Origin of the sequence: Pseudomonas sp. ARP3 (genome assembly GCF_001029595.1) — a bacterium.
GTDB lineage: Bacteria > Pseudomonadota > Gammaproteobacteria > Pseudomonadales > Pseudomonadaceae > Aquipseudomonas > Aquipseudomonas rhodesiae.
Window position 1 is genome coordinate 141,880 of the sequence record NZ_LEKF01000007.1, and the last position, 25,609, is coordinate 167,488.

Annotated in this window: 23 protein-coding genes; 8 read left to right on the plus strand and 15 right to left on the minus strand. The window is 63.2% G+C overall.

The window, feature by feature from the left end; genetic code table 11:
• Window positions 1-12: 12 nt before the first annotated feature.
• Window positions 13-333 (minus strand): YqjD family protein, encoded by a 321-nt coding sequence (locus ABX75_RS11035; protein WP_034097086.1) that lies wholly within the window; start codon window positions 331-333, stop codon window positions 13-15.
• A 163-nt stretch (window positions 334-496) separates the two neighbouring features.
• Between ABX75_RS11035 and ABX75_RS11040 the strand changes: the two genes are divergently transcribed.
• Window positions 497-751: a hypothetical protein gene (locus ABX75_RS11040; RefSeq protein WP_003190904.1), complete on the plus strand. Its 255-nt coding sequence runs from the start codon at window positions 497-499 to the stop codon at window positions 749-751.
• Here the strand turns inward: ABX75_RS11040 and ABX75_RS11045 are convergent.
• Complete coding sequence (locus ABX75_RS11045; protein WP_040268096.1) at window positions 744-1,652, minus strand: LysR family transcriptional regulator; 909 nt, start codon at window positions 1,650-1,652, stop codon at window positions 744-746. The two genes, ABX75_RS11040 and ABX75_RS11045, sit on opposite strands and share 8 nt — an antisense overlap.
• Before the next feature lie 86 nt (window positions 1,653-1,738).
• On the opposite strand from ABX75_RS11045, the gene ABX75_RS11050 reads away from it, so the two are divergent.
• Window positions 1,739-2,665: a carbon-nitrogen hydrolase family protein gene (locus tag ABX75_RS11050; protein ID WP_034097090.1), complete on the plus strand. Its 927-nt coding sequence runs from the start codon at window positions 1,739-1,741 to the stop codon at window positions 2,663-2,665.
• A 193-nt stretch (window positions 2,666-2,858) separates the two neighbouring features.
• On the opposite strand, the gene ABX75_RS11055 is transcribed toward ABX75_RS11050, so the two are convergent.
• Both ABX75_RS11055 and ABX75_RS11060 read right to left on the minus strand, forming a co-directional pair.
• Window positions 2,859-3,320 carry an LEA type 2 family protein gene (locus ABX75_RS11055; protein ID WP_034137945.1) on the minus strand — a complete coding sequence of 154 codons (462 nt, stop codon included), beginning with the start codon at window positions 3,318-3,320 and terminating at the stop codon, window positions 2,859-2,861.
• A gap of 10 nt (window positions 3,321-3,330) precedes the next feature.
• The gene (locus ABX75_RS11060) at window positions 3,331-4,758 is read right to left on the minus strand and encodes a nucleobase:cation symporter-2 family protein (RefSeq protein ID WP_034097093.1); all 1,428 of its coding nucleotides are present in this window, start codon (window positions 4,756-4,758) and stop codon (window positions 3,331-3,333) included.
• Between the two features lie 233 nt (window positions 4,759-4,991).
• On the opposite strand from ABX75_RS11060, the gene ABX75_RS11065 reads away from it, so the two are divergent.
• Entirely contained in the window at window positions 4,992-6,617 is a 1,626-nt protein-coding gene (locus ABX75_RS11065) for a methyl-accepting chemotaxis protein (protein WP_034113216.1), read from the plus strand.
• 63 nt (window positions 6,618-6,680) lie between these two features.
• Here the strand turns inward: ABX75_RS11065 and ABX75_RS11070 are convergent, their stop codons facing one another.
• From ABX75_RS11070 to ABX75_RS11115, 10 genes are all read right to left on the minus strand, one after another.
• Window positions 6,681-7,658, minus strand: coding sequence for a D-glycerate dehydrogenase (locus tag ABX75_RS11070; protein WP_047881932.1), 978 nt, complete (start codon window positions 7,656-7,658; stop codon window positions 6,681-6,683).
• Window positions 7,655-8,953, minus strand: a complete 1,299-nt coding sequence (locus ABX75_RS11075) for an MFS transporter (protein ID WP_034097098.1) — start codon at window positions 8,951-8,953, stop codon at window positions 7,655-7,657. The genes ABX75_RS11070 and ABX75_RS11075 overlap by 4 nt, the downstream gene beginning before the upstream one ends.
• 48 nt (window positions 8,954-9,001) lie before the next feature.
• Window positions 9,002-9,943: a sugar kinase gene (locus ABX75_RS11080; protein ID WP_034097100.1), complete on the minus strand. Its 942-nt coding sequence runs from the start codon at window positions 9,941-9,943 to the stop codon at window positions 9,002-9,004.
• The gene (locus ABX75_RS11085) at window positions 9,936-10,718 is read right to left on the minus strand and encodes a sugar phosphate isomerase/epimerase (RefSeq protein WP_040268102.1); all 783 of its coding nucleotides are present in this window, start codon (window positions 10,716-10,718) and stop codon (window positions 9,936-9,938) included. Before ABX75_RS11085 ends, ABX75_RS11080 begins: the two co-directional genes overlap by 8 nt.
• Window positions 10,719-10,765: 47 nt before the next feature.
• On the minus strand, window positions 10,766-11,785 hold the full coding sequence (locus ABX75_RS11090) for a LacI family DNA-binding transcriptional regulator (RefSeq protein WP_144419294.1): 1,020 nt from the start codon (window positions 11,783-11,785) through the stop codon (window positions 10,766-10,768).
• 109 nt (window positions 11,786-11,894) lie between these two features.
• Window positions 11,895-12,494, minus strand: a complete 600-nt coding sequence (locus tag ABX75_RS11095; RefSeq protein WP_034097103.1) for a LysE family translocator — start codon at window positions 12,492-12,494, stop codon at window positions 11,895-11,897.
• A 54-nt stretch (window positions 12,495-12,548) separates the two neighbouring features.
• The gene (locus ABX75_RS11100) at window positions 12,549-13,388 is read right to left on the minus strand and encodes an AraC family transcriptional regulator (protein WP_034097104.1); all 840 of its coding nucleotides are present in this window, start codon (window positions 13,386-13,388) and stop codon (window positions 12,549-12,551) included.
• A gap of 70 nt (window positions 13,389-13,458) precedes the next feature.
• Window positions 13,459-14,100 carry a DUF1345 domain-containing protein gene (locus tag ABX75_RS11105; protein WP_034113225.1) on the minus strand — a complete coding sequence of 214 codons (642 nt, stop codon included), beginning with the start codon at window positions 14,098-14,100 and terminating at the stop codon, window positions 13,459-13,461.
• A gap of 114 nt (window positions 14,101-14,214) precedes the next feature.
• A complete protein-coding gene (locus tag ABX75_RS11110) occupies window positions 14,215-17,307 on the minus strand; it encodes an efflux RND transporter permease subunit (protein ID WP_047881934.1) in 3,093 nt (1,030 codons plus the stop codon).
• Window positions 17,308-17,309: 2 nt separating this feature from the next.
• Window positions 17,310-18,464 (minus strand): efflux RND transporter periplasmic adaptor subunit, encoded by a 1,155-nt coding sequence (locus tag ABX75_RS11115; protein WP_047881935.1) that lies wholly within the window; start codon window positions 18,462-18,464, stop codon window positions 17,310-17,312.
• A 227-nt stretch (window positions 18,465-18,691) separates the two neighbouring features.
• On the opposite strand from ABX75_RS11115, the gene ABX75_RS11120 reads away from it, so the two are divergent.
• The 4 genes from ABX75_RS11120 to ABX75_RS11135 all read left to right on the plus strand — a co-directional run bounded on the left by ABX75_RS11120 (window position 18,692) and on the right by ABX75_RS11135 (window position 22,416).
• Window positions 18,692-19,393: a response regulator transcription factor gene (locus ABX75_RS11120; protein WP_034097114.1), complete on the plus strand. Its 702-nt coding sequence runs from the start codon at window positions 18,692-18,694 to the stop codon at window positions 19,391-19,393.
• A gap of 3 nt (window positions 19,394-19,396) precedes the next feature.
• Entirely contained in the window at window positions 19,397-20,701 is a 1,305-nt protein-coding gene (locus tag ABX75_RS11125) for an ATP-binding protein (protein ID WP_047881936.1), read from the plus strand.
• A gap of 66 nt (window positions 20,702-20,767) precedes the next feature.
• Complete coding sequence (locus ABX75_RS11130) at window positions 20,768-21,538, plus strand: class I SAM-dependent methyltransferase (protein ID WP_047881937.1); 771 nt, start codon at window positions 20,768-20,770, stop codon at window positions 21,536-21,538.
• 92 nt (window positions 21,539-21,630) lie between these two features.
• Window positions 21,631-22,416, plus strand: a complete 786-nt coding sequence (locus ABX75_RS11135; RefSeq protein ID WP_034097119.1) for a sulfite exporter TauE/SafE family protein — start codon at window positions 21,631-21,633, stop codon at window positions 22,414-22,416.
• A 45-nt stretch (window positions 22,417-22,461) separates the two neighbouring features.
• Here ABX75_RS11135 and ABX75_RS11140 read toward each other — a convergent pair whose 3' ends face one another.
• Window positions 22,462-23,700, minus strand: a complete 1,239-nt coding sequence (locus tag ABX75_RS11140) for an acyl-CoA dehydrogenase family protein (RefSeq protein ID WP_047881938.1) — start codon at window positions 23,698-23,700, stop codon at window positions 22,462-22,464.
• A gap of 265 nt (window positions 23,701-23,965) precedes the next feature.
• On the opposite strand from ABX75_RS11140, the gene sfnG reads away from it, so the two are divergent.
• Entirely contained in the window at window positions 23,966-25,051 is a 1,086-nt protein-coding gene (gene sfnG, locus ABX75_RS11145; RefSeq protein WP_047881939.1) for a dimethylsulfone monooxygenase SfnG, read from the plus strand.
• The last annotated feature ends 558 nt before the right edge of the window (window positions 25,052-25,609 follow it).

Below are 25,609 nucleotides of genomic sequence, written 5' to 3' on the forward strand. Positions count from 1 at the left end.
GACGGGCGACGTTTAGTTGCGACGACCCAGCAACAGGCCAACCACCAGGCCAAAGCCCGCCGAGATGGCGACGGTCTGCCACGGGTGGCCACCAATATAGGTTTCGGTCGCGTCGACCATCGGTTGGGTGCGCTCACGTACGTTGGTCACGGAGTCCATGGCTTGTTTGAGCTTTAGGGCGACCTGCTCACGCAGGGTCTCTCCTTCTTCGCCCACCAGGTTGGCGCTGCTCTTGAGCAACTTGTCGGACTCTTCGATCAGCGCGGCGAGCTCACTGAAAGCTTGGTCCTTGATTTGGTCGGCGGCGGTTTGCGCGGCGGTTTTGCGGGCCATGGGGTGACTCCTTGCAAGTGAATGTAACAGTGAACAATGGAGTACCCGGCGCCCTTAAAAGTTGCTTTTTTTTTGCTGGGGCGCAGTGCCGGGCAAAATCCGAATCAGGAAATTTCGACCTACAGTGTAAGATGCCACCTATTTGTGCAGCAGGTAATTCAACATGAGCTTCAATCTCGCCAACAAGACCCTCGCCGAACGCGCCGAGCTGGAAGATGAAAAGTCGCGCCTCTACGACCTGTGGCAAACCAATCTGGGCAAGGCCAAGGGCGAAGCCGCGCGGTTGTTCGGCGAGCGCGCCAAGCGCAAGGGCAAATGGGCCGAGTGGGTCCGTGCGGAACTGGACGGCATGTCGCCGCCGGAGTTTTCCAACATGGTGCGCAGCGAAGTCAACAAACTGATGGCGGCGGCTAAGTAAAGCTCGCCACAATCGCTTCGCGGACTTTCAGCAACATCGGATCGAGCTGAGCCTGGGTGCGCCATCCCAGTTCCACCGGGTAGCGCGGCAGCGCCAACGGGCAGGTCAGCACGCGCAGGCCGGTCATCTCGGCGATGGCCTGCGCCGCATGCCCGGGGATGGTGGCAACGGCCTGGCTGCCCTTGAGCAAAAACGGCAGCGCGGCGAAGTGGCTGGTGGAGGCGCACACATGGCGGCTCAGCCCCTGCGCCGCCAGCCCCTCGTCGGTGATCCCGATAAACCCGCCGGACGACACCAGCACATGGGCGCGGCGCACAAACTCGTCCAGGTCGATGCCTTGCTGTCCGGGCGCCAGGCTGTCCGGGTCCACCAGGCAGCGGTAATCCCCTTCGCCCAACACCTGTCGGCTCAACCGGCCCTGGGCAAAACCGCCGGCGGTGATTGCCAGGTCCAGTGTGCGGTCGAGCAGCGCGCCGGCGACAATCTGGCTATGGGTCTGGCGAAAGATCACGCGCAATTGCGGCAGGCGTTGTGCGATCTGCGTCATCAACCGACGACCGTAGGCGATTTCAAAGTCATCGGACAAACCCACCACCACCGAACGCCCCTGGTACTGCTGATTGACCGGGTCGACCATGGCGAGGCTCTGGCGGCAACGGTCCAGCGCTTCACTGATCACTGGTTTGAGTTGATTGGCCCGCAACGTCGGCGCCAGGCCGCGGCCGGTGCGCACAAACAACGGGTCGCCGTACACCTGGCGCAAGCGCCGCAGCCCAGCGCTGATGGCCGATTGGGTCACGCCCAGGCGCAAGGCGGCGCGGCTGGCGCTGGACTCGTCATGGAGTGCTTCGAAGGTTTTGAGCAGGTTCAGATCGACCTGGGCGATATTCATTTGGCTCATATCATTCAGTACTGAAGTGGGCTTTATTCATGATCCGGGCTGGCAGGAGAATGGGCAACCCCCAGCCAATCATCGGAGTGAACGTTATGCCTATTTCTACCGTCGCGGCCTTGCAAATCGGCTCCCTACCGGGCGGCAAGGCCGACACCCTGGAACAGATCCTCGGTTATGAAGACCAGATCCGCCGCAGCGGCGCGCAATTGGTAGTGATGCCCGAGGCGCTGCTCGGTGGCTACCCCAAAGGCGAAGGGTTCGGCACGCAACTGGGTTATCGCCTGCCAGAAGGCCGCGAAGCCTTTGCCCGTTACTTTGCCAATGCCATCGATGTACCTGGCGCGGAAACCGACGCCCTGGCCGGGTTGTCGGCGCGCACGGGCGCCAGCCTGGTGCTGGGCGTGATCGAGCGCAGCGGCAATACCTTGTACTGCACGGTGCTGTATTTCGAACCCGCCGGCGGCCTGGTGGCCAAGCACCGCAAACTGATGCCTACCGGCACTGAGCGGCTGATCTGGGGCAAGGGCGATGGCTCCACCTTGCCGGTGATCGATGCCGCGGTGGGCCGTATCGGCGGCGCGGTGTGCTGGGAAAACATGATGCCGCTGCTGCGCACCGCGATGTACGCCAAGGGCGTGGAAGTCTGGTGCGCGCCCACCGTGGACGAGCGCGAGATGTGGCAGGTGAGCATGCGCCATGTAGCCCATGAAGGCCGCTGCTTCGTGGTCAGCGCCTGCCAGGTGCAGGCGTCGCCCGAAGCCCTTGGCGTGGAGATTGCCAACTGGCCTTCGGACCGCCCGTTGATCGCAGGCGGCAGCGTGATTGTCGGCCCCATGGGCGACATCCTGGCCGGGCCGCTGGTGGGCGAAGCGGGGCTGCTGACGGCGCAGATCGATACCGACGACCTGGTGCGCGCGCGGTATGACTACGACGTGGTGGGGCATTACGCACGGCCGGATGTGTTCGAGCTGGTGGTGGATGAACGCGCCAAACCCGGCGTGCGCTATATCACGGACTGAAGCAGTGGCGGGAAGGCTGGGGGGCTCGTCCCGATGGCGCAGAGCCAGCCAGTCGATATGTTGACTGCGCCACTGCCATCGGGAGCAAGCCCCCTCTCACAGGGGGGGCTGTGTGCGTCCAAATTTGCCCATGGGCCAACATGTGGGAGGGGGCTTGCCCCCGATGGCGGGGTATCGGTCGGTTGCGCAGGCTTTACCACGTCGCGCCGTTAGGCATGTCCAACGTACCCCGGTCAACGAAGCGCATGGTGCCGAACAGCCCCCCGGCCAGTTTGCCCCGCAGCACATAGGGCAGGTTGTTCAAACTCTGGGTCTGGCTCAGGCCCAGGGTTTGACGCAACACCGAAAATGCCGAGACGCTGACCGGCACCGTCAGAACGGTCTCGGAGAAGCGTGGGATGCTGCCGGCCTGGTCGCTCACACCTGAGGCCAACGGTCGGCCGTTGACTTCCAGATCGAGAGCCACACCGTTGTAGTCAATCGCCGTTTCGTTGGGGTTCTGCACCCGCAGTTTGACGGCGAAGCGCACTTCCAGGTCCTGGCTTTGCAGCGGTTCGATGCCCACCACGTTGATGTTCACCGGGTCGCGGTTCGGAAACAGCGCGCAGGCGCTCAGGGTCAGTAGCAGCAGCGATAGCACCATGAGCTTGCGCATGTGAGGTCTCCTAGTTCGTGACGTCCGGGTCTTGCATCACCTTGAGGGTAGAGGACTCCGGATCGAATTCATCTTCTTCCAGCTCTATGAACTCTTCGGGCAGGAAAATGTTCAGCAGGATGGCACAGAACGCTCCTACGGTGATCGGCGACTCGAAGATGTTATGCAGCGCCTTGGGCAACTCGCGCAGCACTTCCGGCACGGCGGCGACGCCCAGGCCCATGCCCAGGGAAATCGCCACGATCAGTACGTTGCGCCGGTGCAGGCCGGCTTCGGCGAGGATCTTGATACCGGCCACCGCCACGGTGCCGAACATGATCAGCGTGGCGCCGCCCAGCACCGGTTTGGGCATCAGTTGCAGCACCGCGCCGATCATGGGGAACAGCCCCAGCAGCACCAGCAGGCCGGCGATGAAGTACGCCACATAGCGGCTGGCCACGCCGGTCAGTTGGATCACCCCATTGTTCTGGGCAAAGGTCACCATCGGCAGGCTGTTGAACGTGGCGGCCATCGCCGAGTTGAGGCCGTCGGCCAGCAGGCCGGACTTGATGCGTTTGATATACAGCGGGCCCTTTACCGGCTGCTGGGAAATCATCGAGTTGGCGGTCAGGTCGCCGGCGGCTTCCAACGGCGAAATCAGGAAGATCACCGCCACTGGAATAAACGCCACCCAGTCGAACGAAAACCCGTACTTGAACGGCACCGGTACGCTGATCAACGGCACCTGGGGCAGCGCTGCCATATCGACGCGGCCCAGCCACCAGGCCACCACAAAGCCCAGGGTCAGCCCGATCACGATCGAACCCAGGCGCAGGAACGGGTTATTGAAGCGGTTGAGCACCACGATGGTCAGCAACACCAGGGCCGCCAGGCCCATATTGCCGGCCGCGCCGAGGTCGCTGGCGCCGAAGCCGCCGGCCATGTCGGTGACGGCCACCTTGATCAAGGACAGGCCCATCAAGGTGATGATGGTGCCGGTCACCACCGGGGTGATGAGTTTGCGCAGTTTGCCGATGAACTGGCTGAGCACCACTTCGATAAACGCTGCAAAGAAGCAGATGCCGAAGATCGTCGAGAGAATTTCATCGGTGCCGCCGCCGCGGGCCTTGACCATAAAACCGGCGCTGAGAATCACGCTGATAAACGAAAAACTGGTGCCTTGCAGGCACAGCAAGCCCGAGCCGATGGGGCCGAACGTACGCGCCTGGACAAAGGTGCCCAGGCCCGAGACGAACAGCGCCATGCTCACCAAGTACGGCACTTCGCTTTCCAGGCCGAGTACGCCGCCGACGATCAGGGTCGGGGTGATGATGCCGACAAAACTGGCCAGCACATGCTGCAGCGCAGCGAAGATCGCCGCACTGAAGTGCGGACGGTCTTCCAGGCCGTAGATCAGGTCGGATTTATAGCGGGGGCGGGGGGCTTGAGCGTCAGACAAAATATGGGCTCGGGTCGGAAAAGGGAGGCGCAGGATGCCAGAAAGCGCCGATGCTCAGAAGTGTAAAAAAATATTTATAAGCGCCCTGCATAAAATCCGAATCCTTGCCGATACTGCTTACAGGCCCACCTATTAAAAACAACAGTGGCGTCCAAGGTCAGGCAGCGCGTTGCCGCTGATTGATCGTTTCGCGGCAGGGATTGCGCGCAGGCACTCACTTCGGGAACACGTCTATGTCGCTTCGTCATTTGAATATCGCCCCTCGCGCTTCGCTGGGTTTCGCCTTTATTGCGTTGTTAGTGGTGCTGTTGGGTGGGTTCGCGGCCAACCGTATGACCTTGATTCGTCAAGCATCGGTGGACATGAACACCAATCAACTGCCCAGTGTGACGTTCCTGGGGCAGGTGACCGAGAACGTGTTGCGCATGCGCATTCTGTCATTTCGCGTATTGGTCAACCGCGAACCTGCGGCGCTCAAGGAAGCCGAAACCCGCATTGGAGTGTTGGTCGACAAGGCCAAAACGGCCCAGGCCGCCTACGCGGCTTTGCCTGCAGGGCCGGATGAAGCGGCGCTGTTCAAGACGTTCTCCAGCACGCTGGACACCTATCTGAAAGCCCAGGCCGATATGCTCAGCCTGTCCCGGGACGGCAAGGTCGAAGAAATGCGCACCCTGATCAACACCCGGATCAAGGACGGCACCGACCAGATGGGCGAGCAACTGAACAAACTGATTGCGATGAACGGCGCGGCGGCCAAGCAAGCCAATGATGTAGCGGGCCAGAGCTATAACAGCGCCATCACCGGCATCGTGGTGGTGTCGGTCGCCGCCGCACTGTTGACGGTGCTGCTGGCCTGGCTGTTGACCCGCAGCATCGTCACGCCGCTGCGCAAAGCCGTGCAGGTGGCCGAGACCATCGCCGGCGGCAACCTCAGCAGCGTGATCGAGGACGACGGCAGGGACGAGCCGGCACGCCTGCTCGGCGCGTTGTCCACCATGCAGACCAACCTGCGCCAGACCATCCGCCATATCGCCGGTTCGGCCACTCAATTGGCCTCGGCGGCTGAAGAGTTGAGCGCGGTCACCGAAGAAGCCTCCCGCGGCCTGCAGCAACAGAACGACGAAATCGACCAGGCCGCCACGGCGGTCAATGAGATGACCGCCGCGGTGGAAGAAGTGGCGCGCAACGCGGTTTCTACTTCCGAAGCCTCGCGCCAGTCCAACCAGGCTGCGCGCGAAGGCCGCGATCGCGTGGTGCAAACCGTCGACGCGATCCAGACCATGACCCACGACGTGCAAAGCACCGCTGTGATGATCGAAGGTCTGGCCACCCAGGGGCGTGACATCGGTAAGGTGCTCGACGTGATCCGCGCGATTGCCGAGCAGACCAACCTGCTGGCCCTTAACGCCGCGATCGAAGCGGCCCGCGCCGGTGAGGCCGGGCGCGGTTTTGCGGTGGTGGCTGACGAAGTTCGGGCCTTGGCCCATCGCACCGCGCAGTCGACCCAGGAGATCGAGAAAATGGTCGCCGGCATCCAGAATGGCACCGGCGAGGCCGTGCAATCGATGCAGCAGAGCAATCAACGCACCCAGGACACCCTGGAAATGGCCCGCGCCGCCGGTGTTGCGCTGGAGCAGATCACCCAGTCCATCAGCCTGATCAACGAGCGCAATCTGGTAATCGCCAGCGCTTCGGAAGAACAGGCCCAGGTGTCCCGCGAAGTGGACCGCAACCTGGTCAATATCCGCGACCTGGCGTCGCAGTCCACCTCCGGCGCCAACCAGACCAGCGCCGCCAGCCATGAACTGTCGCGCCTGGCCGTGGACTTGAACGCGATGGTGGCCAAGTTCGTGATCTGACGCCGCTCTGTGGGAGGTGGCAAGCCCCCTCTCACAGGTGATCTGTGTTTGCCTTCGGTGTGGCTATTGCTTCCAGGCGGTCGGGTTGACCAGGTTTTTCGGCTTCTCGCCCGCCAGAGCGGCCAACAGATTATCCACCGCACAGGTGGCCATGGCCTCGCGCGTTTCGTGGGTCGCCGAGCCGATGTGGGGCGTGGCTACTACGTTGTTCAGCCGCAGCAGCGGCGAGCTGTGATCCAGCGGTTCCTTCTCGAACACATCCAGCCCCGCCGCGCGGATCGTGCGTTGCTGCAACGCCTCGATCAGCGCCGCTTCGTCCACCACTTTGCCGCGGGAAATATTGATAAAGATCGTGTCCGGGCCCATCAACGCGAACTGCTCGGCGCCGATCAGCTTTTCGGTCTCGGCGGTCAGCGGCAGGGTCAGGCAGACAAAATCGGCCTGTTGCAGCAAGTCTTCAAGGCTGCGGTACTGCGCGCCGAAGCGCTCTTCGACCCGTGGCTTGGGCGAGTGGCTGTGGTAGAGCACCGGCATGCCGAAGCCGAAATGCCCGCGCTGGGCCAGGGCTTCGCCGATGCGGCCCATGCCGATGATGCCAAGGGTCTTGCCGTGCACATCGCTGCCGAAATGCGCCGGGCCAATGTTCTTATGCCATTGCCCGGCGCGGACCATATCGGCCAGTTCCACCACGCGGCGGGCACTGGCCAGGATCAGCGCGAAGCCGGTGTCGGCGGTGGTTTCGGTGAGTACGTCCGGGGTGTTGCTGAGCAGGATGCCGCGTCGGGTGAGGTAGTCGATGTCGTAGTTGTCGACCCCCACCGAAACGCTGGCCACCGCTTCCAGTTGCGGCGCCAGGTCCAGCAACTGCGCGTCCAGGCGCAGGCTGGCACCGAGCAGGCCATTGGCGTTCGGCAGGGCGTCGCGCAGCTTGGCCAGGCCGGTGTCATCCAGAGCTTCGATCAGTGTGACGTCCACCTGCTCGTGCAGGCGCGCCATCAGCGGCGCGGAGAGTTTTTTGTACAGCACCACAGACTTTTTCATTGGGCTTTTACCTTCAATTCAAGGGGTGGCAATGGCGCGCGTTGACGGTCGCTGGCGCCGGGCTTGAGGAAAATCGTCAGTACCACCGACAGCATCAGCGCGCCGCTCATCAACAGGTACGAGGCGCCGGGCGAGCCGGTGCTGCTGTTGAGGTAACCCACCAGGTACGAGCCGCCGAACGAGCCGAGGGCGCCCATGCTGTTGATCAGCGCCATGGCGCCGCCGGCGACGTTGGCCGGCAGGATTTCCGGCACGATAGCGAAGAACGGACCGTAAGGCGCATACATGCACGCCCCGGCAATTACCAGCAGGGTGTAGGACCACCAGAAATGTTCGGCACCGAGCACGTAGGAGGCATAGAAGGCAATGGAGGCGATCAGCAGCGGTGGCCACACAAAGCGTTTACGTTTTTGCAGCTTGTCCGAGCCCCAGCTCACCAGCAGCATGCCGATCACCGCCGCCAGGTAAGGCAATGCCGACAGCCAGCCGGCCTCGACCATGTCCATCTGCAGACCTTTTTTGAGGATCGACGGCAGCCACAGCACAAACCCGTACACCCCGATGCTCCAGCAAAAGAACTGCAAGGCCAGGATGATCACCTTGGGCGAGCGGAAGGCTTCGGCGTAATTCTTCACTGCCTTGATGCCGACCTGTTCGGCGGCCAGGGCAGTTTCCAGTTCCTGCTTTTGCCCGTCGCTCAGCCAGTTGGCGTCCTTGGGACGTTCATCGGCCAGCTTCCACCAGATAAACGCCCACAGCACCGCCGGCAGGCCCTCGATGATAAACATCCAGCGCCAGCTGAAATGTTGAACCAGGTAGCCCGACACCACCGACATCCACAACATGGTCACCGGGTTGCCGAGGATCAGAAAGGTATTGGCCCGCGAGCGTTCGGCGCGGGTGAACCAGTGGCACAGGTACACCAGCATTGCCGGCATCACCGCCGCTTCCACCACGCCGAGCAGAAAGCGGATGGCGATCAGCATATAGGCGTTGGACACCACGCCGGTGAGGGTGGCAAGGCCGCCCCACAGGATCAGGCTGACAAAAATCAGTTTCTTGACGCTGCGCTTTTGCGCATAGATCGCCCCCGGCACCTGGAAGAAAAAGTAGCCGAGGAAGAACAGCGCTCCCAGCAGTGACGACATGCCGGGGGTGATCATCAGGTCTTCGGCCATCCCGGAGGCGGCGGCGAAGCCGTAGTTGGCGCGGTCCAGGTACGCCAGGCTGTAGGTGATAAACACGATAGGCATGATGTACCACCAGCGGCGGGTGGCGAGTTTCACGGTTTCCATGGGCTTGCTCCTGAGCTTGTTGTAGTTGTGGCAACAGGTCGTTGGGGGTCAGGCGACGGATCGACCGAGCAGTTCGGCGCGGGTGGGCAGGCCTTCCATGTCGCCGCGACTTTGCACGGCGCGGCTGCCGACCCAATTGCCGCGACGCACGGCTTCGGGGAAGCTGAGTTTTTCCAGCAGGGCACTGATCATGCCCACGGCAAAACCGTCGCCGGCACCCACGGTGTCGACGACTTTTTCCACCGGCACGGCGGCGATAAAGCCCTGGTCCAGCTGGGTGCGGTAGTAGGCACCGTCCGCACCGAGCTTGATCGCCACGGCTTCGGCACCCTGGTCGAGGTAGAACGCGGCAATGTCGGCCGGGTCATCGAAACCGGTGAGCAGACGACCTTCGCCCAGGCCCGGCAAAACCCAGTCGGCCAGGCCGGCGAGGGCGTTGATCTCGGCAATCATCTGCGCCTGGCTGGCCCACAGCGACGGGCGCAGGTTGGGATCGAACGACACGCTGTGCCCGGCTTGGCGCATTTGCGTCATTAGCGCGCGGGACAGCTCGCCGGTGGCTGCGGATAACGCTGGCGGGATCCCGGTGGCATGCAGATGGCGGGCCTGTAGCAGCGCGGGGCCGATGTCGGCGACGGACAGATGGCTGGCGGCGGAGCCCTTGCGGAAATATTCCACCTGGGGATCGGCACCGGCTTCTTCGCGGGATTTGAATTGAAACCCGGTGGGGTGCAGCGGGTCGACGGCCACGTGCCGGCAGTCCAAGCCTTCGCGGCTGAGGGTATCCACCACAAAGCGGCCCAGGGAATCGTCGCCCACCCGGCTCAGCCAGGCCACGTTGAAGCCCAGCCGCGACAGGCCGATGGCGACGTTGCTGTCGGCCCCGGCGATGCGTTTGTGAAACTGGCTGACCTGGGCCAGGTCGCCGGTCTGTTCGGCGACGAACATCGCCATGGTTTCTCCAAACGACAACACATCGATCTCAGACATGGGCGTTCTCCGCGAGAGGTTGGCCAAGCACGGCGAGGCTGGCGACCTGACGTGCGGTGACATCGAGCAGGTCGTCGCCGTGCAGCGGAAATTCCACTGCCCGTGTAATGCCTTGAGTCATGTGGGAGAGCAGTTGTTCCCACTGATGCAAATCGGTGGCGCCAGGCGGCAGCGCCACCAGCTTGCCGTCCGCGCGACGGCTCACGGCCTTGCAGTGCAGGTAGTCCACATGCCGGCCCAGCAGGCGCGCGGCGGTGAGGGCGGACTGGTCCTGCCATTGCCAGTTGCCGATATCGAAGGTCATTTTGATTGGCAGACCCAAGCGTTCGACTTCGCTGAAAAAGCGTTGCATGGGTTCGATACGGCCGCCGTGCAAGGTCTGGTCGTTTTCCACCAGCAAGCGCACCGGATGACGCCGCAGCAGTGCGTGCAGGCTTTCCAGGTCGTTAGTGTCGGTGAAGTAGCCCAAGGAGACTTTCAGCCAGCGCGCGCCGAAGGCCTGGGCGCGATCCAGCGTCGCGCTCAGTTCAGCATTCGGCTGGGCGCGACCGGCGACCCACAGTTCCAGCGGCGATGAAAACACCGCTTCCAGGCCCTGTGCCGCGACGGCCTGGGCCAGCTCAGCGGGTTGCTCGACGGTCAGCAGTTCTTCACGCCACTCGATGCGCTGGGCACCGGCCTGGGCCAGTAATTGGACGAAACTCAACTGGCCTTGCTGGCGCACCAGCTCAGCGCCGTAGCTGGAGAGGCTGATGGAAACGGGGTATGTGTGCATTGTTTTTGTCCCTCTGAAACCGGTTTCATTTTTGTTCAAAAAAACACTCATCCCTGCCGGCGCGTGGTGGAGCCGCGGATGATGAGTTGGGGCAGGAAATCCAGGGTGCGGGTCGGCTCGGTGTCGCCGCGCAAGCGCTTGAGCAGGCAGTCGAACGCGCTGGCGCCGATGGCCTCGGTGGGTTGGGCGAGGGCGGTGATGCCGTTGCCTACCAGCGGGTACCAGTCCAGGTCATCCAGGGCGATCAGGCCGATGTCGTCAAATAGGTGGCAGCGCAAATTCTTGAGCGCGCGGGTGCAGGCCAGCGCGGCAACGCCGTTGGCGCAGAACAACGCCTTGGGGCCCGGCGTGGCGAGAAAATTGCGCAGGTGGGTTTCAAGGGCGTCGTCCAGCTCCAGCACGGCGCCACTCAACGCCGGGCGGCGAGCGATCTCGGCTTTGAAACTGGCCAGGCGCTCCAGGCGCGAGCTGGTGCCGTCGGTGGCTTCGCTGACCAGCAGCAAGTCGCGGTAGCCCTGTTGTTCCAGGTGTTCCACCGCCATGCGCACCGCCGCCGGGTTGTCCAGCCCCACCAGGTCGCTGTGCAGCGGCTCGACCTTGCGGTCCACCAGCACCAGGGGCATTTCCCGTTGCAATTCCAGCAGTTGGTCGAGGTGATGGCCGAGGGTGTTCACGATCAGGCCTTCGATGTTGTACGAGCGTAGGGCCGCCAGGTGCTGGCGTTCCTGTTCATCGTCGCGGCCGGTGTTGCACACCACCAGGCTGTAGCCGTGCTGGCGGCAGGCGGTTTCGACGCCGTGCATCACCGCAATGGAATAGGGGTTACGGATATCCGCCACCAGCATACCGATCAGGCGCGTGCGGCCACGTTTAAGGCCACGGGCCATCTGGTTGGGACGGTAACCGAGTTGTTCGATGGCTTGCTCGATGCGCAGGGCGATCGCATCGGAGAGCAGGGCGCGGTCTTCGCCGATAAAACGCGAGACGCTGGCTTTGGACACGCCGGCGTGCCGGGCAACATCAAGCATGGTCACGCGGCTGCGTTGGGCGGCGGAAAAAGTGTTCACGGTCATCGACCTTCTATTTTTATTGGAATGACTGAAACCGGTTTCAGGAAACCACTAAAGTACGAAAGTCGTCAAGAAGTTGTAGGACACCGTCGGATGGCCGGCGTGCTCACACCCACACACTCAGCCAAGTCGCACTCAACAATAACAACGCCATGCCACGGTTGAGCCGCTGCATCGCCAGCCCCGAACCGAGCACCCGCGCAGAACCAGCGCCCAGTAAGGCCCAGACACCGAGGCAGGGGATCGAGATCAGAAAAAACACCAGAGACAGGTAGATCACCTGGCTCTGGCGCTCAACGCCATTACCGGCGAACACGCTGACCACCGCCAGGGCCATCATCCAGGTTTTGGGGTTGACCACTTGCAGGCCGGCGGCGCCCATCAGGCCCAAGGGTTTCTGGCTGGCGTCCACTTCGACCCCTTGGGGCGGTGCGCGGTAAATTTTCCAGGCCAGGTAGCTCAGCCACGCCACCCCGGCCCATTGCATGACGGCTTGCAGCTTGGGGGCCTGTGTCAGCGACTGGCCGACCCCCGAACCCACCACCAGCACAAGCCCCGCCGCGCCGGCGCATGCGCCGAGAATGATCGGCAGCGCGGCTTTGATGCCGTAACGGGCGCTGTTGCTCAGCACCAGGATATTGGTGGGCCCTGGGGTGATTGACGCGACAAAGGCAAACAGCATGAACGGCAGCAAGGTGGACAACATGGCGAGTGACTCCGATAAACCCGATAAAGGCATCGATGTTCACCAGTTGGGGCGTTATCTGTCTGGAAGAATTGTGCAGCGCTTGCGGTACGCCGCCGGTGTCAGGCCATAGGCGCGCACAAACCAGCGGCCCAGGTGGCTTTGGTCGGCAAAGCCCAGGGTAATCGCCACATCGGCCGGCAGTTCACCCTTGGCCAACAAGTGCCGCGCACGCGCCAGGCGCAGTTGTACCAGGTAAGCATGGGGCGGCAGGCCGAACGCGCTCTTGAAGGCGCGGCTCAAGCGAAAGCGGTCAACGCCGCAGGCCAGTGCCAGCTCGTCCATGCCCACGTCGTGGTGCAGATGGGCATGCAGGTATTCCCGGGCCTTGTGTGCCACCCATGGCAGGCGCGGGTCCTCGCCATAGCGTCGGCGCCAGTGCAATTGGCCGGTGAGGCGTTCGAGCAATTGATCCATAGCGCGCTGACGCACGATGCGCAGTTCGCCGCTATGCAGGGTGCGGAAGGCCTGGCTGGTGGCGAGGGCCAGGCGCGGATCGTCGGCCAAGGTGCTGGCAAACCCCAGCTGGCTGTTGATCGGTGCTTCTTCGAACACCGCGCTGACTTCCCGTGTCAGCCATTGCGGGTCGAGGTAGAGCATGTGGTAGGTGAACCCGTCCGCCGTGGGCGCGTCGCCGTCATGCAGCTCGCCGGGCTCCACCAGGAACACCTGGCCCGGCACGCTGTTGTGACGGGCGCGGCGGCAATTGAATTGCTGCACGCCTTGCTCGGTGACGCCGATCAAGTAGCTGTCATGCCAGTGGGGGTCATAGGCGTGGCCCTCGAAATGCGCGCGCAGCGTTTCGATGCCGGTGTCGGCGTCCTGGGCCAGGTCGATCCAATTGTGCGCGGCCATATCCCCCTCGGCGACGATAAAACCCCATTAGCGCCCCTCGCGGTGTGAGCGTCTAGAAGGTTTGTGCAGCCTAGCCGAAGAGGCCGGCGGCGATGTTGATCGAAAACCCCAGGATCGCCGTGTTGAACAAGAAACCGATCAGCGATTGCCCCAACACCACTTTGCGCATGGCTCGGGTCGCCACGCCCACGTCGGAGGTTTGTACGGCCACGCCGATGGTGAAGGAGAAGTACAGAAAGTCCCAGTAGTTGGGCGTGAGCAAGCCCTCGGCAAAGCGCAACGCCGGCTCCTTGCCGGTCCAGGTGTAATACAGGCGGGCGTAATGCACGCTGAAAATCACCCCGATCAGCAACCACGAGCCGATCACTGTCAACCCGGTAAACCCGTAGTGCAGCAGGCGCTCCGAGGTGGCCAGGTCTTTGCTGCCTACCAGCTCGAACGTGATGGTGGCCAGACTGGCGATGGCGGCGATGCACACCGTGAACAGCACCAGCCCGGCGTTCTCGTCCTCAACCTCGGCGATGCGCTTGACGTCCTCGGCCTTGGCTCGGCTGGTCAACCACAGCATCAGCAGCAGGTAGGTCCACACCCCGGCGTTCCAGCCAATCAGGATTTTGCTGACCAGGCTGTCGGCTGGCGCCAGGATGCCTACGGCAAGGCCAAGGACGGCGGCGGCGGAGAGACGCGGATGGGTGCGGGCAAGGAAGGGCATGGCGCTCACGATTCGGGGGAATAGTGAGCAACATAGGTTGAGCAGCTGCAGGCTGCAAGCTTCAAGCGGCAAGCTGAAGCAAGGGCGCTCTGGCTGGCCGCTTGAAGCTGACAGTCAGCGACTGCGCTTGCGCACCAGCTTCATCACCACCACAAAGAACACCGGCACAAACACCACCGCCAATGTCGCAGTGATCATGCCGCCGATCACCCCTGTACCAATCGCCTGCTGGCTCGCCGAGCTGGCCCCGGTGGCAATCGCCAGCGGCACCACGCCGAGGATGAAGGCCAGCGAGGTCATGATGATCGGCCGCAACCGCAGGCGCGCGGCCTTGAGGGTGGCGTCGATCAGGTCTTCGCCCTGGTCATACAGGTCCTTGGCGAATTCGATGATCAGGATCGCGTTCTTCGCCGACAGGCCGATGATGGTGATCAGGCCCACCTTGAAAAACACATCGTTGGGCATGCCGCGCAAGCTCACCGCCAGTACCGCGCCGAGCACGCCCAGCGGCACGACCAGCAATACCGAGGTCGGGATCGACCAGCTTTCATACAGCGCCGCCAGGCACAGGAACACGATCAGCAGCGACAGCCCCAGCAGTATCGGCGCTTGTGAGCCGGACAGGCGTTCCTGCAGCGACAGGCCGGTCCATTCCTGGCCCAGGCCCGCCGGGAGTTGGCCGACCAGGCGCTGGATCTCGGTCATCGCTTCACCGGTGCTGTAGCCTGGCGCCGCCTCGCCGGAAATCGCGATGGCCGGGTAGCCGTTGTAGCGCGTCAACTGCGCCGGGCCTTGGGTCCATTTGGCCTGCACGAAGGCGGACAGTGGCACCATCTTGCCGGCGTCGTTGCGTACGTGGATCTTCAGCAGGTCCTCGACCTGGCTGCGCCGGTCGCCTTCGGCTTGCACCACTACGCGCTGCATGCGGCCTTGGTTGGGGAAGTCGTTGACATAGGCCGAGCCAATCGCCGACGACAGCACATTGCCCACCTCGGCGAAGGACACCCCCAGCGCGTTGGCTTGTTTGCGGTCGACTTCCAACTGCACTTGGGGCGCCTCGGCCAGGGCGCTTTCGCGCACATTGGCCAGGATCGGGCTTTTCTCCGCCAGGGCCAGCAGTTCGGTGCGCGCCGCCATCAATGCCGCATGGCCGACGCCGCCGCGATCCTGCAGGCGGAACTCGAAACCGCTGGAGGTGCCCAGGCCATCCACGGGCGGCGGCAGGACCGAGTAGGCAATCGCATCTTTAAGCTCGCTGAACGCGCCATTGGCACGCTCGGCAATCGCGGCGGCGGCATCCTCGCTGCTGCGCTCCGACCAGTCCTTGAGCGTGGTAAACGCCAGCGCTGCGTTCTGCCCGGAGCCGGAGAAACTGAAGCCCATAATCATGGTGGTGTCGCCCACCCCCGGCTCGCCGGCGTTGTGCGCTTCGATCTGCTCGGCCACCTGCACCGTGCGGTTCTTGCTGGCGCCCGGCGGCAGTTGGATATCGGTGATGGTGTAACCCTGGTCTTCCACCGGTAGGAACGAGGAGGGCAGCCGCGTGAACAACAGCCCCAGGCCCACCAGCAGCACCAGATAGATCAGCAGGTAACGGCCGCTACGCTTGAGGGCGTAGGCCACCCAGCCGGTATAGCGCTCGGTGAGCCGCTCGAAACGCTGGTTGAACCAACCGAAGAAGCCGCCTTTGGCATGGTGCTCGCCCTTGGCGATCGGCTTGAGCAAGGTGGCGCACAGGGCCGGGGTCAAGGTCAGGGCGAGAAACGCCGAGAACAGAATCGAGGTGGCCATCGCCAGTGAAAACTGCTGGTAGATCACCCCCACGGACCCGGCCATGAACGCCATCGGCAGGAACACCGCCACCAGCACCAGGGTAATGCCGATGATCGCGCCGGTGATCTGCCCCATGGCCTTGCGCGTCGCTTCCTTGGGCGGCAGGCCCTCGGTGACCATGATCCGTTCGACGTTCTCCACCACCACGATGGCGTCGTCCACCAGGATACCGATGGCCAACACCATGCCGAACATGGTCAGCACGTTGATGGAGAAACCCAGCAGCAACATGGTGGCGAAGGTGCCCATCAGCGCGATCGGCACCACCAGGGTCGGGATCAGCGTGTAGCGCACGTTCTGCAGGAACAGGAACATCACCGCGAACACCAGCGCCATGGCCTCCAGCAGGGTGTAGACCACCTTGGTGATCGAGACTTTGACGAAAGGCGAGGTGTCGTACGGGATCTTGTATTCCACATTGGCCGGGAAATAGCGCGACAGCTCGTCCATCTTCGCCCGCACCAGGGTCGCGGTATTCAGCGCATTGGCGCCCGGTGACAGTTGCACACTCACGGCGGTGGAGGGCTTGCCGTTCAGGCGCGTGGAGAACTGGTATTCCTGGCTGCCGATTTCCACCCGCGCCACATCGCCGATGCGCACGGTGGAACCGTCCGGGTTGGCCTTGAGCACGATGTCGGCGAATTCCGCCGGGGTCGACAACTGGCCTTTGACCAGGATCGCGGCGGTGATTTCCTGGGTATTGGTGCCCGGCAAGTCACCGATGCTGCCGGCCGAGACCTGGGCGTTCTGCGCAGCAATGGCGGCATTCACGTCGGCAGGGGTGAGGTTGAAACCGATCAGCTTCTGCGGGTCGATCCAGATGCGCATGGCGCGCTCGGCCCCGTACAGCTGGGCCTTGCCCACCCCGTCCAGGCGCTTGAGTTCGTTCATCACGTTGCGCGCCAGGTAATCGCTGAGCGCAACGTCATCGAGCTTGCCGTCGTTGGAGGTGAGGGTCACCAGCAGCAGGAAGCCCGCGGAGACTTTTTCCACCTGCAGGCCCTGCTGAGTCACGGCCTGGGGCAAGCGCGGCTCCACGGCTTTGAGGCGGTTCTGCACATCCACCTGGGCCATCTCCGGGTTGGTGCCGGGTTGGAAGGTGGCCGTGATCGTCGCCGACCCCAGGCTGCTCTGGGACTCGAAATACAACAGGTGATCGGCGCCGTTGAGTTCCTGCTCGATCAGGCTTACGACGCTCTCATCCAGGGTCTGCGCCGAGGCACCGGGGTACACCGCGTAAATTTCGACTTTCGGCGGCGCAACGTTCGGGTATTGCGCCACTGGCAGCTGGGGGATGGCCAACAGGCCGGCCAACAGAATGAACAGCGCTACCACCCAGGCGAAGATCGGGCGGTCGATAAAGAACTGCGGCATGCTCAGGAATCCTTGTTGGTCAGCTTGGCTGGGCTGTCGTCCACCTGGACTTTCTCACCGGGCCGCGCGTGTTGCAGGCCTTCCACGATGATGCGGTCACCGGGTTTGAGGCCTTGGCTGACCACCCAGCGATCACCGATCACCGCGCCCAGCTCCACCGGTTGCTGGCTGACGGTCTGTTCGGCGTCCAGCAGTAGCACCATGGGGACGCCGGCGCTGTCGCGGGTGATGGCGCGCTGCGGCACGCTCAGGCCCTGGGTATCGACCGCTTGCTCCAGGCGTACGCGCACGAAGCTGCCGGGCAGCAGGTCGAGGTCCGGGTTGGGGAACTCGCTGCGCAGAACGATTTGCCCGGTGCCTGGGTCGACGCTGATTTCAGCGAACAGTAATTTGCCTGGCAGCGGGTAGAGGCTGCCGTCGTCCTGGATCAACGTGGCCTTGGCCTGGTCCTGACCGACCTGCTTCAGGCTGCCGGCGCGGAAGGCGCGGCGCAGGTCGTTCAGCTCGCGGGTGGATTGGGTGAGGTCGGCGTGGATCGGGTCCAGTTGCTGGATGATCGCCAGCGGTGTGGCCTCGTTCTGGCCGACCAGGGCGCCTTCGGTGACCAACGCCCGGCCGATGCGCCCTGAAATCGGCGCGGTGACGGTGGCGTAGCCGAGGTTGAGCTTGGCGCGTTCAACGGCGGCTTTATTGGCGGCGACTTCGGCGTTGGTCTGGCGCACGGCGGCGCGGGCGTTGTCGTAGTCCTGGCCGCTGATGGCGTTGCCTTCCACCAACTGGCTGTAGCGCTGCTCTTGCAGGCGCGCCTGGAACGCGTTGGCCTCGGCCTTGCTCAGGTTGGCCTTGGCGCTGTCCAGGTCGGCCTTGAAAGGGGCCGGGTCGATGCGAAACAACACGTCGCCCTGTTTGACGTCATGGCCTTCCTTGAACACCCGCTGCAGCACCACGCCGGCTACCCGCGCGCGCACTTCGGCAATGCGTGGCGCGGCGATGCGCCCGCTCAATTCGCTGCTGATGGACAGGGGCTTGGCTTGCAAGGTCTCGATGCGAACCTTGGCCAGGGGCATTTCCGGCGCTTCGACGGCCGACTGGTCACAGGCACTCAGTGCCAGCGTCAGGGCCAGCAGGCAAAACGGCGCAAACAGATTCTTCGACATGCTCTTATCCCAATAATGACTGGCGCATCCTAAAGTCACCGGCGCCTCGGTGCTGTGAAGCTGTGTAGCAGGTGTGTGAAGAAATGTAAGGTGCGGCGCGCGAGGCACCGAGGGCGTATATCCTTGCACAATCTTGCAACACTCAGTATCCAATGCCGGAGGGCGTTTGCACCCTCCGGCATTGGGTGTGTGTACGACACATCACTGTATTTTCTGGAAACACCTTCATGCCCAACATCCTCCTGGTCGAAGACGACGCCGCGCTCTCCGAGCTGATTGCCAGCTACCTGGAGCGCAACGGCTACCACGTCAACGTGCTCAGCCGTGGCGATCTGGTGCAGGAACGCGCGCGTCGTGATCCCCCGGACCTGGTAATCCTCGACCTGATGCTGCCCGGGCTTGATGGCCTGCAGGTGTGCCGCCTGCTGCGCGCCGACTCGGCCTGTCTGCCGATCCTGATGCTCACCGCCCGCGACGACAGCCACGATCAGGTACTTGGCCTGGAAATGGGCGCCGATGACTATGTCACCAAACCCTGCGAACCCCGCGTGCTGTTGGCACGTGTGCGCACCTTGTTGCGCCGCAGCAGTTTGTCCGAACCCCAGGTGGCCAACGATCAGATCCTGATGGGCAACCTGTGCATCGACCTGTCGGAGCGCACCGTGACCTGGCGCGACCAGGCCGTGGAGCTGTCCAGCGGCGAATACAACCTGCTGGTGGTGCTGGCGCGGCACGCCGGCGAAGTGCTCAGCCGCGACCAGATCCTGCAACGCCTGCGCGGTATCGAGTTCAACGGCACCGATCGCTCGGTGGACGTGGCCATCTCCAAACTGCGGCGCAAGTTCGACGACCATGCCGGCGAAGCGCGCAAGATCAAAACGGTATGGGGCAAGGGTTACTTGTTCAGCCGTTCCGAGTGGGAATGCTGACCCATGCTGCGCGTGCTGATTCGCCTCTTTCTGATCACTATCGTCACCTATAGCGCTGCGATCTACCTGATTCCCAAGCTGGTGATCCAGCTGTTTGAACACCGCTACCTGAATTACAACATCGAGCAGACCCGCGGCCAGCAACACCTGATCGTCAAGCAATACCAGCGCGCGCCGGTGGAGCGCTGGTCCCAGGTAACCGAGCAACTGGGGCGGGAGTTCGCGCCGCTGCATGTGCAACTGCTGCTGCGTCAGGATGCCAGTTATACCCTCGAAGAAGCGCGCTTGCTGGAGCAGGGCAAACCGGTGGTGCGCCTGGGCGAGTGGGGCTGGATGGAAGAGATCAGCTCGCCGATCAACGATCAGTTTGTGGTCAAGCTGACCATCCCGCCGGACCCGCTGGACATGAACTTGCTGTACTGGGCCATCAACGTGTTGATTGTCGCCGCGCTGCTGGTGTGCCTGCTGACCTGGCTGCGCCCGCACTGGCGCGACCTTGAGCGCTTGAAAAGCACCGCCGCGCAGTTGGGCCAGGGCAATCTGACAGAGCGCACGGGAATCTCGGCCCGTTCCAGTATCGGCAGCCTGGCCGCGGTGTTCGACACCATGGCCGACGACATCGAGCACCTGCTCAACCAGCAGCGCGACCTGCTCAACGCGGTCTCCCATGAACTGCGCACCCCCCTCACGCGTCTGGACTTCGGCCTGGCCCTGGCACTGTCCGAAGACCTGCCCCATGCCAGCCGCGAACGTCTGCAGGGCCTGGTGGCGCATATCCGTGAGCTGGACGAGTTGGTGCTGGAGTTGTTGTCCTACAGCCGTTTGCAGAACCCGTCGCAACTGCCGGAGCGGGTGGACGTGGTGCTCGATGAATTTATCGACAGCGTGCTAGGCAGCGTCGATGACGAACTGGAAAACCCCGAGATCGTGATCGATGTGGCGCTCGATTGTGCCGTCGAGCGCTTCAGTCTCGACCCACGCCTCACCGCCCGCGCGTTGCAGAACCTGCTGCGCAACGCCACGCGCTACTGCGAAAAACGCATCCAGGTGGGCGTCAAGGTATGCCCCAAGGGCTGTGAGATCTGGGTAGACGATGACGGCATCGGCATTCCGCTGGAGCAGCGCGAGCGCATCTTCGAACCCTTCTACCGTCTCGACCGCAGCCGCGACCGTGCCACTGGCGGCTTTGGTCTGGGCCTGGCGATCAGCCGGCGTGCGCTGGAGGCTCAGGGCGGGACGTTGACCGCCCAGGCTTCACCGCTGGGCGGCGCGCGGTTTCGGGTGTGGTTGCCCAGCAGCGCGAGCTGATCGGCCTGCAAGCAGGCGGGCAAAAGAGCATACTGTGGCCCCGTTTTACCCGAGGAGAGATTGACCATGACCGCCGTTCACGCGTCTGCTCAACTAGGTTTCTCAACCCAGGCCGCCACTTACGCCCAGGGGCGGCCGGATTACCCCCGCCAGCTCACGGGCTGGCTCAGCGAGACGCTGGGGGTTACCGGCCAGTCGACGGTGGTCGACCTAGGCGCCGGCACCGGCAAGTTCACCCGCTTGCTCAGTAGCCTGGCGCCGACGCTTATCGCCGTGGAACCCGTGGCGCAGATGGGCGAGCAACTGCTCAAGGCATTGCCCGGTGTACGTCTGGTTTCCGGTACCGCCGACGCCATGCCCCTGGACACTGCAAGTGCCGACGTCGTCGTGTGCGCGCAGGCCTTCCACTGGTTCGCCACACAGGCGGCATTGGCGCAAGTTCACCGTGTTCTCAAGCCCGATGGGCGCCTGGGCCTGGTGTGGAATGTGCGCGACGAGTCGGTGGACTGGGTGGCGGCGATCACCGAGATCATCACGCCTTATGAAGGCGACACACCACGGTTCCATACCGGCCGTTGGCGTGATGCCTTTCGCGGCGAGTATTTTTCCATGCCCGAACTGACCTGTTTTGCCTACCAGCACGTAGGCAGCCCCCAGGAAGTGATCATTGATCGCTTCCTCTCGGTGAGTTTCATTGCGGCGCTGCCGGACCCGCAAAAGGCCAGCGTCACCGCGCAACTGCGCACCCTGATCGACACCCATCCCGACCTGCGCGGGCGTGAGACCGTAGCGTTTCCTTACCAGACGCAGGCTTGCGTGTGTCACCGGCTGGCGTAAAAGGCATAAAGTCAGATCATATTGGTATAAGTGGTTATAAGAAAAATCGCTATCCTGCGGCCAGTAATTTATATGGCCGCAGGTAGCTGTTAATGGAAGTGGGTAACTTTGGTTTTGTCATTGCCGGCCTGATCGTGGGTTTTATCGTCGGTATGACCGGCGTCGGCGGCGGTTCGTTGATGACGCCGATCCTGTTGTGGTTCGGTATCAACCCGGCCACGGCCGTGGGCACCGACCTGCTGTACGCCGCTATTACCAAGTCCGGCGGCGTGCTGGTGCACAGCAAGAACAAGAACATCGACTGGACCATCACCGGCTGGCTCACCCTCGGCAGTGTGCCCGCCGTGCTCCTGACCCTGTGGTTCCTGGCCACCCTGCACACCGACCCCAGCGCAATGAACGCGGTGATCAAGCAGGCCCTCGGCGTGGTGCTGCTGCTGACCGCTTTGGCGATTCTGTTCAAGAAAACCCTGTTGGCTTTCGCCCAGCGTCATGCCGGCGACAGCTACCACATGAACCCGCGCAACCTGAATGCCTTGACCGTGCTTACCGGCGCGATCCTCGGCACCATGGTCGCCCTGACCTCCATTGGCGCCGGCGCCCTGGGCACCGTGGCGCTGTTTATCCTCTATCCGTTCCTGGCCACGCGCCGGCTGGTGGGCACCGAAATCGCCCACGCCGTGCCGCTGACCCTGGTGGCGGGCCTGGGTCATGCCGGTATGGGCAATATGGACTGGCACCTGCTGGGCTTTCTGCTGATGGGCTCGCTGCCGGGGATTTATATCGGCAGCCACATGACCGGCAAGATCCCGGACGGTGTATTGCGCCCGTGCCTGGCGGTTATGTTGATGGCCGTCGGTTACAAATTGGCGTTCTGAGGTGGGAGGGGCAAGCGCCTCCCACAGGGTTCGCCCCATTCTGTTTTAGTCTTTCGCCGGGCCATTGCCGATCTGCCAAACGAACGGCGGTTCGGTGCCATTGATCACCCAATCCCCCACGATCCGCGCCTTGTAGATCACCGGGTTGTGCGAGGACACGGTCCGCGCATTGCGCCAATGCCGGTCCAAACCCTTGCCTTGGCGCACATCCGAAGCCCCCAGCGCATTAAACAGTTCGCTGGTGGCCCGTTGAATCAATTCCGACACCACCACCTGCGCCGTGGCCGATTCGATTTCGGCCGCCACATTGGCCTCGCGCTCGGCCACTTCATCCCCGCCGAACCGCGCCAGGTACGCTCGTTGCGCCGGCTCCGCAGCCTTCAACGCGCTGGCTTCGGCGGCATACACCAGGGCGGCGACTTCGCCCACCACCTGCTGAATCTGCGCGTCCTGGCTGACATGGGCGGCATTGCCGTGGCTGTAGATGCGCTTGCGGCTGCGTACGTGCTGCGCCACGTCCTTGAGCGCGGCGCGGCCGATCCCGGCGAGACTGGCCAGCAACACCAGTTGATAGAACGCCGTCTGGTATTTGAAGCGGGTGGCAAAGTCGATGAGGTTTTCCGTCTCCACCACGGCATTGGTAAAGCGCGACGTGCCGCTGCCGGTGGTGCGTTGGCCAAAGCCGTCCCAGTCATCGCTGTGCACCACCCCAGGCTGGCGCGCGCGGGTGGCGGCAATCACGTCGCCGCCGGTGTCGCTGCGTTGGGCGTACACGTCAATCCAGTCGGCGAAAATGCTGCCGGTGCTGTAGAACTTTTCGCCGTTGAGCGCCCACTGATCACCGTTCGGTGTGACTTGGGTGACCACCTCGCCGATAGCCACTGCGCCGATTTCGGTCCAGGCGCAGCCGACGATGTCGCCGTCGACGAAGCGCTTGAACCACAGGTCACGGCCGGCGCCGGGCGCGGCATTCAGGCGGTCTTCGACAAAGGCAAAGTGCCCGCGCAGGGCCTGGGGCACGTTGGAGTCGGCTTCGGCCAGTTCGATCAGCAGCGCGAACAACTGCGGCAGCGAGGCGCCGCCACCCCCGTATTCCACCGGCACGCGTACGGCGCCAAAACCGGCCTCTTTGAGCCATTGGATCGGCGCGTGGGGCAGGGTGCGGGTGTTTTCCCGTTCCAGCGCGCCCTCGGCGATGCGTTGGAAAATCGGGCGAAAGCGCGCCGCCAGGGCGGCATAGTCGGCGCCGGTAGCCAGCGGATTGATGATGTGGTGTTCGGTCATGGGACGGTCCTGGGCAGTGATCGGTGCAAGGGCAATTGCACACTCCGTGCCGGGCGCCGAGCCCAGTGTTTACGGGGTTTGGAGGGTTAGAACTGTTGCCCTGGCAACAGCGATCCGACAAAGCGGCGCGAAGCCCGACACTGGCCGCCAAGGGGGCCCCGCCCGTAATATCCCGCGCAACCGCCCTGGCTCGGGGGCTTTGCCCAGGCTGGCACGCTTGCTGCTCAACCCTTCGGTACATCCCTTTTGTGCGAGGTACCGTTCGATGAGTCAGCAAGCCGTGAAATTTGCCTATTGGGTGCCCAACGTCAGCGGTGGGCTGGTGGTCAGCAAGATCGAGCAACGCACCCACTGGGGCATCGACTACAACCGCAAACTGGCGCAACTGGCCGAGGCGGCCGGCTTCGAGTACGGCCTGACCCAGATCCGCTTCACCGCCGGTTACGGCGCCGAGAACCAGCATGAGTCCGTGGCGTTCAGCCATGCCCTGTTGGCCGCGACCACCCAACTCAAGGTTATCGCCGCGATCCTGCCCGGGCCCTGGCAGCCGGCGCTGGCGGCCAAGCAGCTGGCGACCATCGACCAACTCACCAACGGCCGCATCGCGGTGAATATCGTCAGCGGCTGGTTCAAGGGCGAGTTTCAGGCCATCGGCGAGCCTTGGCTGGAGCACGATGAGCGCTATCGCCGCTCCGAAGAATTCATCCGTGCGCTCAAAGGCATCTGGACCCAGGACGATTTCACCTTCAAGGGCGACTTCTACCGCTTCAACAACTACACCCTCAAACCCAAGCCGCTGGGCCGGCCGGAAGTGTTCCAGGGCGGCAGCTCGCGGGCCGCGCGGGATATGGCCGCGCGGGTGTCGGATTGGTATTTCACCAATGGCAACACCCCGGAAGGTATCAAGGCCCAGGTCGATGACATCCGCGCCAAGGCTGCGGCGAACAACCATTCGGTCAAGATCGGCGTGAATGCCTTTGTGATTGCCCGCGACACAGAGGAAGAAGCCCGCGCCGTGCTGGCCGAAATCATCGACAAAGCCGACCCGCAAGCGGTGAACGCCTTCGGTGACGCCGCCAAACAAGCCGGCAAGGCCTCGCCCGAAGGCGAGGGCAACTGGGCCAAGTCCAGTTTTGAAGACCTGGTGCAGTATAACGACGGCTTCAAGACCAACCTGATCGGCACGCCGCAACAAATCGCCGAACGCATCGTCGCCCTCAAGGCCGTGGGCGTGGACCTGGTGCTGGCGGGCTTTCTGCACTTCCAGGAAGAAGTGGAGTACTTCGGCAAGCGGGTATTGCCGCTGGTGCGCGAATTGGAGGCCAAGGCAGGGATCAGGCAGGTGGCGTGAGGACCAACGGGGCCGCTTTGCAGCCCAGCGCAGGGCAAGCCTACTCACCACGTGGCTGGGTGTCAGCCTCTGAGAGTTGTGTAGGCATCCCCGATGAGCATCGGTATCTACATATCTCCGGTAGAAACATCACCTGAGCACATGAGCTTTTTGTGGTGAGCGGGCTTGCCCCGCGCCGGGACGCGCAGCGGTCCTTTCTCCAGTCGCTGCGGTGTGCCTGGAATAAACGGGCGTCAGGTTTTGGGGCCGCTTCGCAGCCCAGCGCAGGGCAAGCCTGCTCAACACAGGGTGGGTGTCAGCCTCTGAGAGTTGTGTAGGCATCCCCAATGAGCATCGGTATCTACATATCTCCGGTAGAAACATAACCTGAGCATATGAGCTTTTTGTGGTGAGCGGGCTGGCCCCGCGCCGGGCCGCGCAGCGGCCCTTTCTCCAGACGCTGCGGTGTGCCTGGCATAAACGGTTGTCAGGTCTTGGGGCCGCTTCGCAGCCCAGCGCAGGGCAAGCCCGCTCACCACATGGCTGGGTGTCAGCCTCTGAGAGTTGTGTAGGCATCGC